The organism is Delftia sp. DLF01, from assembly GCF_014852125.1.
GTDB classification, from domain to species: Bacteria; Pseudomonadota; Gammaproteobacteria; order Burkholderiales; family Burkholderiaceae_C; genus Comamonas; species Comamonas acidovorans.
In genome coordinates, this window is record NZ_JACVAZ010000003.1 from 168,202 (window position 1) to 183,711 (window position 15,510).

A 15,510-nucleotide genomic window follows, 5' to 3' on the forward strand; every position below is an offset into this window, starting at 1 on the left:
GATGGACCTGCGGGCGCTGCGCTACTTCATCGCGGTGCTGGAGGCGGGCAGCCTCTCGCGCGCCGCGCACTCGCTGTACGTGGCCCAGCCCGCGCTCACGGCGCAGATCAAAAAGCTGGAAGGCGAGCTGGGCGCCCAGTTGCTGGAGCGCAGCCACGCCGGCGTGACCCCCACGCCGGCCGGCGCCCAGCTGTACGAGGACGCACGCCGCCTGCTGTCCGACGCCGATGCCATGCGCGAGCGCATACAGCGCCTGCCGCAGGGCCCCGAAGGCTCGGTCACCATCGCCCTGCCCTTTTTGCTGACCAGCCTGCTGGCCGGCCCCGTGATCGCCAGCCTGCGCAACAGCCACCCGCGCATACGCATCTTTGTGCTCGACGACCTCAGCCTCATGGTGCAAAAGGCCATGCTGGACCGGCGCGCAGACCTGGCCATTCTTGTGGACACGACCAGCCTGCACGACATGCAGGTGCAGCCCATGGCCGAGGAATCCATCTACATCTGCGGCCAGGATGTCGATGGCAGCGTGGCCCCGCTGCTGCGCCCCGCGCCGGACGGCGGCCTGCCGCACATGGACTTTGCCCACGCCTGCCAGCTGCCGCTGGTGCTGCAATCACGCCGCTTTTCCATCCGCCAGACCGTGGAGGCCGCGGCCGATGCGCGCAACCTGCGGCTGAACATCGTCCACGAACACGATTCCGCCCGCGTCATCCGCTCGCTCTACCACTGCGGCGCGGGCTTCACCTTCACGCCCGCCTGCTCGCTGAGCGATGCGCCCGCCTGGCTGCGCGAGGAAGCCAAGGCTGCGCCCACGGCCATCCAGCACGGCTGGATCGTGGCCCAGGTCACGGCGCCCGAACTGCTGCGCCGCTACTTCCTGGCCGTGCAGGCCAACCGCAGCAGCGACCCGGCGCTGCAGGTGGTCCAGCAGGCGCTGATGGCACAGGCCCGGCAATTGATCACGGCCGGCATCTGGCAGGCACGCTGGCAGCAGGCATGACGGCATGACCTCAGGAGTCTGGGCACGGGCCATCAGCAAATACCGCAAGGGTTGATCTGGACATCAATTTTTCTGATGCGCCTGAATCACTAAACGGTATTTCCCCGCTCCAGGCCTCTTCTGGAACAGTGCATGGCACGTCGCGCAAAACGCGCGGCTTCAGCCAAGGAATGCCATGCACGAGACATCCCGGCCCACCGCAGGCCACCCCCATCCCCATTCCCATTCCCACTCCCTTCCCATCCTCAATGTCGGCGAACTGGTCGCGCGCAGTTGCAGGGCCCACGGCGCGCAGCCGGCCGTGACCAGCGCCGCGCGCAGCATCAGCTATGCCGAGCTGGAACAGCGCTCCAACCGGCTGGCCAATGCGCTGGCGGCGCTGGGCCTGTCCCGTGGCGACCGCGTGGGCATCTACCTGCCCAACTGCGTGGAAATCGTGGAGATCGAGATCGCCTGCTACAAGGCCGGGCTCATCAAGGCGCCCTTCAACGCACGCCTTTCGCCGCGCGAAGTGGGCGGTATCGCGGCCAACAGCGATGCCGCCGTCATCGTGACCACCGCAGCGCGCGCCGAGGCCTTCAAGCCGCACCTGCAGTCTGCCGACGTGCGTCTGCTGATGCTGGACGGCCCCGCCGGCGAAAGCTACGAGTCCCTGCTCGCCCGCGCCAGCGACCGCTTTCAGCCCGTGGCCGTGCACGAGCACGAGGTGGCCGTGCTGCACTACACCTCGGGCTCCTCGGGCGTGCTCAAGGCCGCCATGCAGACCTTCGGCAACCGCCTGGCCCAGCTGCGCAAATTCCTGATGCGCGGCGAGGGCATGCAGGCCGGCCACGTGCTGGGCCTGGTCGGTCCGGTCACGCACGCCTCGGGCATGCAGATGGTGCCGGCGCTGTGCACGGGCGCCACCATCCACCTGTTCTCGGGCTTCGAGCCGGGCGCCTTCATGGCCGAGATGCAGGCGCGGCGCGTGACCCATACCTTCATGGTGCCCACCATGATCAACATGCTGCTGGCCGAGATCGGCGGCCGCTACCGCCCCCTGCCCGACCTGCTGCGCCTGGGCTACGGCGCAGCGCCCATGGCGCCCGCGCGCATCCTGCAGGCCATGGACGTGTTCGGCCCCATCCTGTCCCAGGGCTACGGCGCAGGCGAGACCACCTCCGGTGTCTGCGGCCTGACGGTGCAGGACCACCTGCAGGCGCGCGCATCGCGCCCCGAGCGGCTGGCTTCCTGCGGACGGCCCTTCCTGGAATCCCTGGTCGAAGTGCTGGACGACGAGGGCCGCCCGGTGCCCGAGGGCGAGATCGGCGAAATCGTGGTCAGCGGCGCCGATGTCTTCGCGGGCTACTGGCGCGCGCCCGAGCTGACGGCCGAGGTGCTCAGGAACGGCCGCTACCACACGGGCGATCTGGCCCGCATGGACGAGCAGGGCTTTGTCTACATCGTGGACCGCAAGAAGGACATGGTCATCAGCGGCGGCTTCAACGTCTATCCGTCCGAGGTGGAGTCCGTGCTCTACGAACATGCCTCGGTGGCCGATGCCTGCGTGTTCGCCATCCCCGACGACAAATGGGGCGAGGCCGTGGCCGCCCACATCGTGCTCAAGCCCGGCCTGGCCGGCGACAGCGCCGCGCTGGACCGCTTTTGCGCCGAGCGCCTGGGCGGCTTCAAGCGCCCGCGCCACATCGAATTCGTGCAGCAGCTGCCCAAGAACCCCAACGGCAAGGTCATGCGCCGCGCCGTGCAGGCGCCCTACTGGGCCAACCACGCCCGCAAGGTGAACTGAGATGAACGCCAAAGACACACTCCCCGCCGCCAACGCTGCCCTGCTGGAAATGCCCTTTGAAGGCTCGGAACGCGCAGCCGGCCTGATCGACGCGCTCAACGCCTTCATCCACGGCGAACTGGCCGACCTCGCCCGCGCGCATGGCGTGGACCATGAAAACAGCGCTTCCACCGATTTGCTGCGCCAGGTGTGGAAGCTGTCGCATGCGCGCGGCTTCTACGGCATGAACCTGCCCGAGTCCATGGGCGGCGCCGGCCTGTCCGTGCTCGATCAGGTGCTGGTCAAGGAGGCCATCTACGCCACGGGCTCGCCCTTCGCGCCCCATGTACTGGGCGAACTCAGCGGCCCGCCGCGCATAGGTGCGCTGATCCGCAAGGCCACGCCGCTGCAGATGGAGCAGTTCATCCTGCCCGTGGCGCGCGCCGAGAAATCCATCTGCTTTGCGCTGACCGAGGCAGCGGCCGGCTCGGACGCGGGCGCGCTGGAGACGCGCGCCGTGCTGGAAGGCGACCATTACGTGCTCCACGGCCGCAAGCGCTTCATCTCGGGCTCGCCGTTCGCCGACTTGGCTGTGCTCATGGCCTCGACCGCGCCCGAGGGCAGCCCGCAGCGCGAGATCAGCGCCTTCTTCGTGGACCTGCATGCCCCGGGCGTGCAGGTGGTCAGCGGCTACAAGACCATGGCCGGGCAGTCCAGCACGGGGGACATCGTGCTCGACGGCTGCCGCGTGCCCGCTGCCCAGTTGATCGGCGAGTCGGGCCGGGGCCTGGCCCTGGCGCTGGGCCGCATCACCGTCAACCGCCTGCTGCACTGCCCGGCCATGCTGGGCCTGGCCCAGGTGGCGCTGCGCGATGCGCGCGACTATGCGCTGGGGCGCCAGCAATTCGGCCGCAGCATCGCCCAGTTCCAGTCCATACAGCACATGCTGGCCGACATGGCCACCGAATGGATGGCCGCGCGCGCACTGATGGTGCAGACGGCCCGCGCCATCGACGCCGGCATCGATGCGCGCGCCCAGGCCTCGATGAGCAAGCTGTTCTGCTCGGAGACGGCGTTCCGCATTGCCGACCGCGCCGTGCAGATCCATGGCGGCGAAGGCATCGTCCAGGGCCGGCGCGTGGAATTCCTGTTCCGCATGCTGCGCATGTACCGCGTGCTCACGGGCACCAGCGAGATACAGCGCAACACCATCGCCAAGGAACTGCTGGAGCGGGCCGGCGCCTGAAGCTGGCCGGCATAGAAGCGAAAAGACAAGGAGACAACGCCATGCAAGACAATCCATCCCAAAGGCCGGACCGACGCCGATTCCTGCGCGCTGCGGGCGCCGCATCGCTTGCCGCAGGCCTGCCCTGGGCCACCACAGCCGCCACAGCCACCACACACGACAGCGCCTGGCCCACGCGCCCCATCAAATGGGTGGTGCCCTACCTGGCCGGCACCAGCCCCGACACGGCCGCGCGCATCGTGGCCGAGGCGCTGTCCGCCCAGCTGGGCCAGCCCGTGGTGATAGACAACCGCGCCGGCGCAGGCGGCAACATCGGCGCACGCCAGGTGGCCAAGGCGCCAGCGGACGGCTACACCCTGCTGTACTCGGGCTCGCCCATGGCCGCCGCCATGCGCATGTACAAAAGCCCGGGCTACGACGTGTTCAAGGACTTCCGCCATGTGCTGGGCATGTCGCGCTCGGACATCCTGGTCGTCGTGCATGCCGACTCTGGCATGCGCACGTTGGACGACCTGGCCGCTCGCGCCAAGGCCAGGCCCGGCGCGCTGGACTATGCCTCGGGCGGCGTGGGCACGCCATCGCACCTGGGCGTGGAAATGCTGGCCTCCAGCATGGGCCTGCAGGTCAACCATGTGCCCTACAAGGGCGCGTCCGAGCTGGTCAATGCCGTGCTGGGCCAGCAGGTAGCGTTCGGCGCCCCGCTGTTTTCCGTGGCCTATCCCCAAGTGCTGGCTGGCAAGCTGGTGCCGCTGGCCATTGCCGGGCCGCAGCGCAACGCCAAGCTGCCCCAGGTGCAGACCCTGGCCGAGCTGGGTGTGCCCAATGTCAACCTCACGTCCTGGGGCGGCGTGTCCGTGCCGGCCGCCACGCCCGAGCCCATCGTCCAGCGGCTGCGTACGGCGCTGGAGGAGGTGCTCAGGCAGCCCAGGGTCATCGCCTTGCTGGAGCAGGAAGGCGGCAAGGTCGCCATCACTAGCGCCGACGCCTATGCCAAGGGCTTCGAGCGCGAGATCCAGTTCACCCAGTCCATGATGCAGCGCGTGGGCATACAGCCGATCTAGGGCCTGGTACCAGGGCTTTGCACCGTGGCCGGGCACGGGCATGGCGGGCGGCAATCCTGTCCTGACGCAATCGCTGGGATAATCCTGCCCATTCATGATCAGCCTTCGCAACATTACCCTGCGCCGCGGCACCCGCGTGCTGCTGGACAGCACCTCCGTCTCCATCAACCCCGGTGAAAAAGTCGGCCTTGTCGGACGCAATGGCGCCGGCAAGTCCAGCCTGTTCGCCCTGCTCAACGGCAGCCTGGCCGAGGACGGTGGAGAGTTCTCCATCCCTTCGCAATGGCGCCTGGGCCAGGTCGCACAGAACATGCCCGAGACCTCGGAGACGGCCACCCAGTTCGTGCTGGACGGCGACACCCGCCTGAGCGAGCTCAACGCCCAGCTCGCGGCCGCCGAGGCCAGCGAGGACGGCATGGCCATTGCCCACGCCCACGTGGACCTGGCCGACGCCGGTGCCCACGATGCCGTGCCGCGCGCCCAGGCCCTGATCCTGGGCCTGGGCTTCAAGGTCTCCGAGCTGGAGCACCCCGTCAACAGCTTCTCCGGCGGCTGGCGCATGCGCCTGCAGCTGGCGCGCGCGCTGATGTGCCCCTCCGACCTGCTGCTGCTGGACGAGCCCACCAACCACTTGGACCTGGACGCCCTGGTCTGGCTGGAAGCCTGGCTCAAGCGCTATCCCGGCACCCTGGTCGTGATCAGCCATGACCGCGAATTCCTGGACGCCATCACCAACACCACGCTGCACATAGAAAACGCGCAGGTCACGCGCTATGGCGGCAACTACAGCAAGTTCGAGGAACTGCGCGCCCAGCAGATCCTGCTGCAGCAGGCCTCGTTCGAGCGCCAGCAGGACAAGATCGCCCACCTGCAAAAATTCATCGACCGCTTCAAGGCCAAGGCCTCCAAGGCCAAGCAGGCGCAAAGCCGCGTCAAGCAGATCGAGCGCATGGAAAAGGTCGCACCCATGCTGGCCAGCGCCGATTTCACCTTCGAGTTCAAACCGCCGGCCAACCTGCCCAACCCCATGCTGGCGATCACGGACGCCGCATTCGGCTACCTGGACGACGAAGGCCAGGCGACCACCATCCTGCGCGGCGTCAACCGCTCGGTGCTGGCGGGCCAGCGCATCGGCATCCTGGGCGCCAACGGCCAGGGCAAGTCCACCCTGGTCAAGACCATTGCGCGCGAGATGAAGGCCCTGGCCGGCACCGTGACCGAAGGCAAGGGCCTGAACATCGGCTACTTCGCCCAGCAGGAACTGGACGTGCTGCGCCCCGGCGAGAACCCGATGGAGCACATGATCCGCCTGGCACGGGACACCGGCGCCACCGGCCCGCAGGCGCGCGAGCAGGACCTGCGCAGCTACCTGGGCACGTTCAATTTCAGCGGCGACATGGTCAAGCAGGCCGTGGGCAGCATGAGCGGCGGCGAAAAGGCCCGCCTGGTGCTGGCCATGATCGTCTGGCAGCGCCCCAACCTGCTGCTGCTGGACGAGCCCACCAACCACCTGGACCTGGCCACGCGCGAGGCCCTGGCCATGGCGATCAACGACTTCGACGGCACCGTCATGCTGGTCAGCCACGACCGCGCGCTGCTGCGCTCGGTCTGCGAGGACTTCTGGCTGGTCGGCCGTGGCGTGGTCGGCCCCTTCGACGGCGACCTGGACGACTACCAGCGCTACCTGCTGGAAGAATCCCGCCGCCTGCGCGAGGAAGCCCGCAAGGCAGAACAGGCGGCTGCGGCCACCAGCAAGGCGGCAGCGCAGGTGGAGCCCGCAGCACATGCAGCACCCGCAGTGCAGGCCCCCGTGGCTGCTGCGCTGGCCCCGGCCCCCGCTGCCCCGTCCACGCCACCGGCCGCCAGTGCCGGAGACCAGCGCGAGCAACGGCGCCTGGCCGCCCTGGCCCGCCAGCAGATGGCCGAGAAGACCCGGCCGTTCAAGAAGGAACTGGAGCAGCTGGACAAGCGCCTGCCCCAGCTGCAGGCCGAGCGCACGCGGCTCGAAGGCCTGCTGAGCCAGCCCATCTCGCCCGCCGACATGGCCGAGACGGGCCGCAGCCTCAAGGCCTGCAACGACGAGATCGACAGCCTGGAAGAGCGCTGGCTGGAACTGAGCGAGCAGATCGAGCAGCTGTCGGCCGCGATTTCCGACTGATTCCAGTCGTTCTCGAAAATCAGGCGGTCATCGGTGCGAGGCCCTTGCTCGCACCCATGACCGCCTGCCACAAGCGTCGTCCCGCGTGAAGACGGCGCGCCACTTCGGCTGCGCCGAAGTGCGCCCCTGAGGCCCCGCCCTCCCGCACCTCCCCGCACTTCCCCGCAGCCAGCGGAACGCATGGATCGTTTGATTCAGGGTTTCTCCTGAATGAAAGATTTCATTCTTAAAAAATAATGAATGAAAGAGACCATTCACTTTCATTCATTCATGGAACTCCACCCCCACCCCGCCGTACAGGAACTGCTGCGCGCCAGCGTCGATGGCTCGCCCGCCGTCGCCCGGGTCGGCCGCTGGATGGCCGCGCATCCGGTGCTGGCCGTCACGTTGAGCGCCGAGGAAGTGGCCAATGCCTGCGGCGGCTCCCTGGCCGCCGTCAATCGCTTCGCCAAGCATGCCGGCTACGAAGGCTTTGCCGATTTGCGCCTGCACCTGGGCCGCCAGCTGCAGCAGGCCCTGGAGCCCGTGAACAAGCTGCGCGTGGCGCATGGGCCCGAGGCCGCCACGGCTGGTGCCGTGGGCGAGCAGGCTTTCGGGCACACGCAGCGCAACCTGCAGGCGGCTGCGCAGGCCTGCGACCCCGGCCTGCTCGACCAACTGGCCCAGCGCATCTGCCGCGCCCGCCGTGTGCTCTTCATGGGGTTCGGCAGCTCCCACCATGTGGCGGCCTTTGGCGCCGACGTGCTGCAACCCTATCTGCCGCAGGTGGTGGAAGTGACCTCCGCAGGCGGATCGGAACAGGCGGTACGCCGCATGACAGGGCTGACGGAGCAGGACGTGCTGATCGCCATTTCCCTGCCGCGCTACTCGCGCGAAGCCGTCGCGCTGACGGCGCACGCACGCCAGCGGGGCGCCCTGACCATCGCCATCACCGACGAGGCCACGAGTCCGCTGGCCCGCGAGGCCGACTACACGCTGCTGGCGCCCGCCTCGCATCCCCTGCTGCCTTCATCGCCAATGGCGGGCATGGCCATGGTCGAGGCACTGGCCACCCAGGTCATCCGCGCCACGCCCCAGGCCGTGCGCAGCCTGGTCGAACTGTCCGAGTCGGTGCTTCCCTACCTGACTCCGGACGCCGATACCGCTTCGCCGGCGGCAAGCAAGCCGCAACCCCAGGCCCCTCATCCCACTGGAAAGGATTCACCATGAACGCCCCTGCCCGTCTGCGCCTTGCGCTTGCATCGATGGCCGCCCTCTTCACACTCGCTGCCGCGCCCGCCCACGCTGGCAAGACGCTGGACGGCATCAAGCAGCGCGGCGCCGTGGCCTGCGGCGTGCACACGGGGCGCGCAGGCTTTGCGCTCGCCGACGGCAGCGGCAACTGGTCCGGGCTGGACGTGGATCTGTGCCGTGCCGTGGCCGCCGCCACCCTGGGCGACGCCAGCAAGGTCAAGTTCATTCCCACCAGCGGCCAGACACGCATCACGGCGCTGCAGTCCGGCGAGATCGATCTGCTGGCACGCAACACCACCTGGACCTTCACGCGCGACAACGGCCTGGGCCTGATGTGGGCGGGCATCAATTTCCACGACGGCCAGGGCTTCATGGCCAGGAAGAAACCCGGCCTGAACAGCGTCAAGCAGCTCTCTGGCGCCACCATCTGCGTGATCAGCGGATCCACCACGGAAAAAACCCTGTCGGAGTACTTTCGCGCCCACAAGCTCAACTACAAGGCGGTGGTGTTCGACAACCCCGAAGCCGCCCTGCAGGCCTTCAGCAGCGGACGCTGCCAGGCCTATACAGGCGACCTCGGCGCCCTGGCCGTGCTGCGTGGCAAGGAGCTGGCCAACCCCGACGACTACCTGATCCTGCCCGAAGTCATCTCCAAGGAGCCGGCCGGCCCGGCCGTGCGCCGCGGTGACGACGAATGGTTCGCCGTCGTGCGCTGGACACTCAACGCCATGATCGAGGCCGAGGAACTGGGCATCACCCAGGCCAATGCCGACGAGCTCAAGACCCGCTCCGACAGCATCCAGGTCAAGCGTTTCCTGGGCCAGAGCGACGACCTGGGCAAGCAGCTGGGGCTGGACAAGGAATGGGCCCTGCGCATCGTCAAGGCCGTGGGCAACTATGGCGAGAGCTATGAGCGCAACCTGGGCGCCAGGTCGGGCCTGAACGTGCCGCGCGGCAAGAACGCGCTGTTCACCAAGGGCGGCCTGATGATGTCGCCGCCGATGAACTGACGCGCCGAGGGCACCCTGCCATGAATGCCGCGAACGCTGTGGATGCTGCGAAAGCCGTGAATGCCATCGACGCCGGGGCACGGCAGCCGCCGGCCCCCACCCGGCCACGCTGGGGCCGGCTGGCCTTGCAGCTCGCCATCGGCTGGCTGCTGATATTGCTGCTGGGCTGGCTGGCGCACAACGCCAGCCGCAACATGGCCGCGCGCGGCATTGCCGGGGGCTTCGGCTTTCTGGAGCAGACGGCCGGCTTTTCCATCTCCGAAGGGCTGCTGCCCTACGAGCCCGGCGACAGCTACCTGCGTGCGGTCGCGGCCGGCGTGGCCAACACGGTTCGCGCCGCCGTGCCCGCGCTCGTGCTGGCCACCGTGCTGGGCCTGCTGCTGGGCGTGGCCGCCGTGGCAAGGCATCCGCTGCTGCGCGGCGCCGTGCGCCTCTATGTCGATGTGGCGCGCAACATCCCGTTGCTGGTGCAGGTGCTGCTGTGGTATTTCGCGCTGACTTCGCTGCTGCCCGACGTGGACCGCCCTCTGGCCATCGGCCCCCTGGGCTTTCTGAGCAAGGCGGGGCTGGCCCTGCCCGGCCCGGTGTACGACAGCGCGGCGGGCTGGCACTGGAGTTCTCCGCAACCGGGCATGTTCGGCATCGACGGAGGACTGGCGCTGACGCCGGAATTACTGGCCCTGGTAGGAGCCCTGGGCCTGTATGCCGCCGCCTATTGCGCGGAAATCGTGCGCGCCGGTCTGCAGGCCGTGCCGCGCGGGCAATGGAATGCCGCCTCGGCCCTGGGCATGCGCCGCGGCCAGCAGTTGCGCCTGGTCGTGCTGCCGCAGGCCCTGCGGGTGATCATTCCGCCCTATACCAACCTGGCGCTCAGCACCATCAAGAACTCCTCGCTGGCCGTCGCCATCGGCTACCCCGACGTGGTGATGGTCGCCAACACCGCCATGAGCCAGACCGGCCAGGCCATCGAGTGCGTGACCATCATCGCGGTGGTCTACCTGGCCATCAACCTGCTGACCTCGCTGGCATTGAATGCCTTCAACCAGCGCAGTGCCTTCATCACACGCTAGCCGGGAAAGACCTGCCCATGAGTGCCATACTCCGCGCCCCGGCCCTGCCGGTGGCCCCGCCCCGGGTTCCGCTGGCGCAGCGCCTGCGCGCCAGCCTGTTTCCGGATGCGCTCTCCGGGCTCATCACCGCCACGCTGCTGCTGGCCGCGCTGTGGGCGGGCTGGAAGCTGCTGGCCTGGGGCCTGCTGGACGCCGAAACCGCAGCCAACCCCGACACATGCCGCGCTGCGGCCGGCGCCTGCTGGGGCGTGGTGCGCGACAAGTACCGTCTGGTGTTCCTGGGGCGCTACCCCATGGCCGAACAGTGGCGCCCCGTCGCCGCCAGCCTGCTGCTGCTGGGCAGCGTGGGGGTGGCGGCACTGCCGCGCTTCTTCGGCCGCGCCGGCATGGCAATGCTGCTGGCCGGGTTGACAGGCTTTGGCGTGCTGATGGCGGGCGGTGTGGCCGGCCTGGCACCCGTGCCCAGCGATCTGTGGGGCGGCCTGCCGCTGACCCTCTTCCTTGCCGTGATCGCCTGCCTGGCCGGCGTTCCGCTGGGCATTCTGCTGGCGCTGGGCCGGCGCTCCAGCTTGCCCTTGATCCGCATCCTGTGCACGGGCTTCATCGAGGCCGTGCGCGGCGTGCCCCTGATCACGCTGCTGTTCTTCGGGGCCTTCGTGCTGCCCATGCTGGTGCCCGCGCAATGGCGGGTGGACCCCATGGTCCGCATCGCCGTCTGCCTGGCGGCCTTCAGCGCCGCCTATCTTGCCGAGGTGTTTCGCGGCGGGCTGCAGGCCGTGCCCCAGGGCCAGGTCATGGCGGCCCAGGCCATGGGTTTCACCAGGGTGCAGGTGCTGCGCCACGTGGTCCTGCCGCAGGCGCTGCGCGTGACCATCGCGCCCACGGTGAGCAACTTCATCGGCGCGGTGAAGGACACCTCCCTGGTGGCGATCGTGAATATCTACGACATCACCGGCTCCCTGAAGATGGCCATGAGCGACCCCCACTGGATTGCGTACTTCGTGGAGATGTACATGGTGGTCTGCGCCGTCTACCTGCTCATCGGCCTGGGCATCGCCCGCTATGGCCGCTTCCTGGAATCGCGCTACGCGCTCCAATGAACATGCCCCAGAACTCCCGAAAATTTTCCATTGCCGTGCACGGCGGCGCAGGCACCGTCATCCAGGGCCAGGCCGACGAGGCCCCCTACCACACCGCGCTGGCCCAGGCGCTGGAGGCGGGCGCCGCCCTGCTGCGGCGCGGCGCCAGCGCGCTGGACGCCGTCCAGGCCGCGTGCCAGTCCCTGGAAGACTGCCCGCTGTTCAATGCCGGGCGCGGCTCCGTCTACACGCGCGACGCGCGCCACGAGATGGACGCCGGCCTGATGGACGGCAGCAACCTGCGGGCCGGCGCGGTCGCTTCCGTCAGCCAGGTGCGCAATCCGATTGCGCTGGCACGGCATGTTCTTGACGACGGCCAGTGCGTGCTCCTGGTCGGCGAAGGGGCGCAACGGTTTGCCGATGAACGCGGGCTGGCGCGGATGGATGCCGGCTACTTCGACTCTGCCGAGCGCCTGGCACAGCTGCGCCGGGTGCAGGCGCAATCCGGCCAGACCGCGCTGCTGGACCACGACGCCAGCGGACTGGCGGCGCACCCTGCTCCGCTGAACGAGAACGGCAAGATGGGCACGGTCGGCGCCGTGGCGCGCGATGTGCATGGCAACCTGGCCGCCGCGGCATCCACCGGCGGGCTGACCAACAAGCGCCCCGGGCGCGTGGGCGACACGCCCGTGGTGGGCGCAGGTTTCTACGCCGACAGCACCACCTGCGCCGTGGCGGCCACCGGAACCGGCGAGCATTTCCTTCGCGCAGCCATCGCGCACGACATCCATGCGCGCATGCGCTACCTGGGGCAGAGCCTGGAACTCGCAGCCGACGCCGCAGTGCGGGGCACGCTGACACACATCGGAGGCCAGGGCGGCGTGGTGGCCGTGGACAGCCACGGACGCGTGCACTGCCCCTTCAACAGCGCCGGCATGTACCGCGGCTACATCGTGGACGACGCGCCTGCCGTGACCCTGATTTTTGCCTGATGGACGTTTCCGCCCCGGGTTGACCTGTGCCCACGCATTGCGGGCAACGAGGCGTAACAGCATCGGCATTGGCCCGCTACGCCCGTAAGCCTCTGTCAGGAAACGGATTTTTTCTCACCACGCCAGAAATCTGTCTGCAAACTGACAGATCACCACCTCCGGGCTTGCAATTGCTTGCGTCCTGGGGCAATCCCTGGGTCAACCTGCAGCCACTTGCCCGCGTTGAACACGCAACAAAGGAGTGATTGCACATGACCGACATCTTTTCCCACACCGCCCTGCAGACCCGCTTTGCAGCCGCTGCGCTGGCCCAAGCTGTCTGGCCATGGGATGACCGTGACCGCAAGCGCGGCCCCCGCAACGCCTGAAAACCGGGTCACAAAAAAGTTTCGACTTCCTTCGAAAATTTTTTAAAAACCTGTCAACCAGCTGAATCTGGCCCGCGTTAAGAGAGCAATACAGGAGAAAGTTTCCATGCAAACGACTGCCATCATGTCCATCTGGCCCGAAGACGAACGCGATCGCAAGCGCTGAGGCGCTGGCTGGCGCACACGGTGCCCCAGTCTCTGACACCACCGGTCTGACGGCCTTCCGTGCAGACCCCCCTCTTCCACAGAACCCGCTTCAGCGGGTTTTGTCATTTCTGGGACATTTGCAGCGGGGCTGCCCAACAAAAAAGGAGCCCGGAGGCTCCTTTGCAGCGCGAACCCTTGCAGGTTCAATGCATGTGCAGGCCACCGTTGACCGAAAAATCGGCGCCGGTGGAGTAGCCGCCTTCCTCCGAAGCCAGCCAGGCGATGATCGATGCGATCTCGCTGGGCTCGCCCAGGCGCTTGACGGGGATGGTGCCCACGATCTTCTCCAGCACGTCGGGACGGATGGCCTTGACCATGTCGGTGCCGATGTAGCCGGGGCTCACGGTGTTCACGGTCACGCCCTTGGTGGCCATCTCCTGCGCCAGCGCCATGGTGAAGCCGTGCATGCCCGCCTTGGCGGCCGAGTAATTGGTCTGCCCGGCCTGGCCCTTGGCGCCATTGACCGAGCTGATGTTGATGATGCGGCCCCAGCCCTTTTCCACCATGTCGCCCACGACCTGCTTGGTCACGTTGAACATGGAGTTGAGGTTGGTCTCGATGACGGCCTGCCAGTCTTCCGGCGTCATCTTGATGAACATGCGGTCACGCGTGATGCCGGCATTGTTGACCAGCACATCGATGCTGCCGTGCTCGGCCTTGGTCTTGCTGAAGGCCTCGACGGTGGAAGCCCAGTCGCCCACATTGCCGACCGATGCATGGAAGTTGTATCCCAGCGCCTTTTGCTCGTCCAGCCACTTCTGGAAGTCGCGCGACGGACCGCAACCTGCGATGACCTTGAAGCCTTCCTTGTGCAGACGCTGGCAGATAGCCGTTCCGATGCCTCCCATTCCCCCTGTGACATACGCTACTTTTTGAGCCATTCTTCTCTCCTGTCAATCAATGGTTGCTTCAGATCAATCTATCCACGACAACCGGGGCATTGACTCCGGTTATCACCAAGGGTGCCTGAACCTCTGGGTCCGGCACCCCCGTATGGCTAGTATGCAGCGCGTGCGCTGCGCCTCTCTTCGGGCAGGCCCTAGGCAGGCCTAGGATCTACCCTGAAAGCTTGCTAACGTTTTCCCTGAGCCTTTCAGACGCGCTCCACCGCCATGGCCACGCCCATGCCGCCGCCGATGCACAGGCCGGCCAGGCCCTTCTTGGCGCCGCTGCGCTGCATCTCGTGCAGCAGGGTCACCAGGATGCGGGCGCCCGATGCGCCGATGGGGTGGCCGATGGCAATGGCGCCGCCGTTGACGTTGACCTTGGCCGGGTCGATGCCCAGCTCCTGGTTCACCGCACAGGCCTGGGCCGCAAAGGCTTCGTTCAGCTCGAACAGGTCCACGTCCTGCGCGGTCCAGCCCGCACGCTCCAGCGCCTTGCGCGAGGCGAACACCGGGCCCAGGCCCATGGTGGCAGGGTCCAGGCCGCTGGTGGCGTAGGAGACGATGCGTGCCAGCGGCTTCAGGCCCAGGGCCTTGGCCTTGGAGGCGCTCATCACCACCACGGCGGCCGCGCCGTCGTTCAGGCCCGAGGCGTTGCCGGCCGTCACCGAGCCGGCCTTGTCGAAGGCCGGGCGCAGGCCTGCCAGGGCGTCGGCATTGGTCTTGCGGTTGATGTACTCATCGGCCGCGAACACCACGGGATCGCCCTTGCGCTGGGGAATGCTGACGGGAACGATCTCGTCCACGAACTTGCCTGCGTCCTGTGCGGCCGTGGCCTTTTGCTGGCTGGCCAGGGCCAGGGCATCCTGCTGCTCGCGGCTGACGCTCTTTTCCTTGGCCACGTTCTCGGCCGTGATGCCCATGTGGTACTGGTTGTAGACGTCCCACAGGCCGTCCACGATCATGGTGTCGGCCATCTTCCAGTCACCCATGCGCTGGCCGTCGCGCGAGCCCGGCAGCACGTGGGGCGACAGGCTCATGTTCTCCTGGCCGCCGGCCACGACGATCTCGCTGTCGCCCGTGGCCACGGCCTGGGCTGCCAGCATCACGGCCTTCAGGCCGGAGCCGCAGACGGCGTTGATGGTGAGGGCCGGGGTTTCCTTGGCAACGCCGGCCTTCATCATGGCCTGGCGTGCGGGGTTCTGGCCTGCGCCAGCGGCCAGCACCTGGCCCATGATGACTTCACCGACCTGGTCGGTGCCGACCTTGGCGCGGTTCAGTGCCTCGCGGATCACGATGGAGCCCAGTTCGGTGGCGGGGATCTTGGCAAGGGTGCCGCCAAACTTGCCAACGGCAGTACGGACAGCGGAAACGATGACGATGTCTTCCATGATGACGGACCTTTCTTTGGACTCTTGAAGGGATGCCCGGGCGCAC

At 67.7% G+C, this 15,510-nt stretch carries 12 protein-coding genes; 10 read left to right on the forward strand and 2 right to left on the reverse strand.

The annotated features are described in order from the left end of the window. Position 1: 1 nt before the first annotated feature. From IB269_RS15990 to IB269_RS16035, 10 genes are all read left to right on the forward strand, one after another. Complete coding sequence (locus IB269_RS15990) at positions 2 to 1,000, forward strand: LysR family transcriptional regulator (RefSeq protein ID WP_192367643.1); 999 nt, start codon at positions 2 to 4, stop codon at positions 998 to 1,000. Between the two features lie 175 nt (positions 1,001 to 1,175). Continuing rightward, entirely contained in the window at positions 1,176 to 2,786 is a 1,611-nt protein-coding gene (locus IB269_RS15995) for an AMP-binding protein (RefSeq protein WP_192367644.1), read from the forward strand. A 1-nt stretch (position 2,787) separates the two neighbouring features. Beyond that, positions 2,788 to 4,011 carry an acyl-CoA dehydrogenase family protein gene (locus IB269_RS16000; protein ID WP_192367645.1) on the forward strand — a complete coding sequence of 408 codons (1,224 nt, stop codon included), beginning with the start codon at positions 2,788 to 2,790 and terminating at the stop codon, positions 4,009 to 4,011. Between the two features lie 41 nt (positions 4,012 to 4,052). Then, positions 4,053 to 5,072, forward strand: coding sequence for a tripartite tricarboxylate transporter substrate binding protein (locus tag IB269_RS16005; RefSeq protein WP_012205443.1), 1,020 nt, complete (start codon positions 4,053 to 4,055; stop codon positions 5,070 to 5,072). 94 nt (positions 5,073 to 5,166) lie between these two features. Continuing rightward, positions 5,167 to 7,230, forward strand: coding sequence for an ABC-F family ATP-binding cassette domain-containing protein (locus IB269_RS16010; protein WP_063326238.1), 2,064 nt, complete (start codon positions 5,167 to 5,169; stop codon positions 7,228 to 7,230). A 270-nt stretch (positions 7,231 to 7,500) separates the two neighbouring features. Next, positions 7,501 to 8,439 (forward strand): MurR/RpiR family transcriptional regulator, encoded by a 939-nt coding sequence (locus IB269_RS16015; protein WP_225614161.1) that lies wholly within the window; start codon positions 7,501 to 7,503, stop codon positions 8,437 to 8,439. Further along, on the forward strand, positions 8,436 to 9,473 hold the full coding sequence (locus IB269_RS16020) for an amino acid ABC transporter substrate-binding protein (RefSeq protein WP_192367647.1): 1,038 nt from the start codon (positions 8,436 to 8,438) through the stop codon (positions 9,471 to 9,473). Before IB269_RS16015 ends, IB269_RS16020 begins: the two co-directional genes overlap by 4 nt. Before the next feature lie 20 nt (positions 9,474 to 9,493). Continuing rightward, complete coding sequence (locus tag IB269_RS16025) at positions 9,494 to 10,543, forward strand: ABC transporter permease subunit (RefSeq protein ID WP_192367648.1); 1,050 nt, start codon at positions 9,494 to 9,496, stop codon at positions 10,541 to 10,543. 17 nt (positions 10,544 to 10,560) lie between these two features. After that, entirely contained in the window at positions 10,561 to 11,643 is a 1,083-nt protein-coding gene (locus IB269_RS16030) for an amino acid ABC transporter permease (RefSeq protein ID WP_192367649.1), read from the forward strand. Then, positions 11,640 to 12,614, forward strand: a complete 975-nt coding sequence (locus tag IB269_RS16035) for an isoaspartyl peptidase/L-asparaginase family protein (protein WP_192367650.1) — start codon at positions 11,640 to 11,642, stop codon at positions 12,612 to 12,614. Before IB269_RS16030 ends, IB269_RS16035 begins: the two co-directional genes overlap by 4 nt. Before the next feature lie 718 nt (positions 12,615 to 13,332). On the opposite strand, the gene phbB is transcribed toward IB269_RS16035, so the two are convergent. Both phbB and IB269_RS16045 read right to left on the reverse strand, forming a co-directional pair. Next, complete coding sequence (phbB, locus tag IB269_RS16040) at positions 13,333 to 14,070, reverse strand: acetoacetyl-CoA reductase (protein ID WP_012205436.1); 738 nt, start codon at positions 14,068 to 14,070, stop codon at positions 13,333 to 13,335. 212 nt (positions 14,071 to 14,282) lie between these two features. Continuing rightward, positions 14,283 to 15,464 carry an acetyl-CoA C-acetyltransferase gene (locus IB269_RS16045; protein ID WP_012205435.1) on the reverse strand — a complete coding sequence of 394 codons (1,182 nt, stop codon included), beginning with the start codon at positions 15,462 to 15,464 and terminating at the stop codon, positions 14,283 to 14,285. Between the last annotated feature and the right edge of the window lie 46 nt (positions 15,465 to 15,510).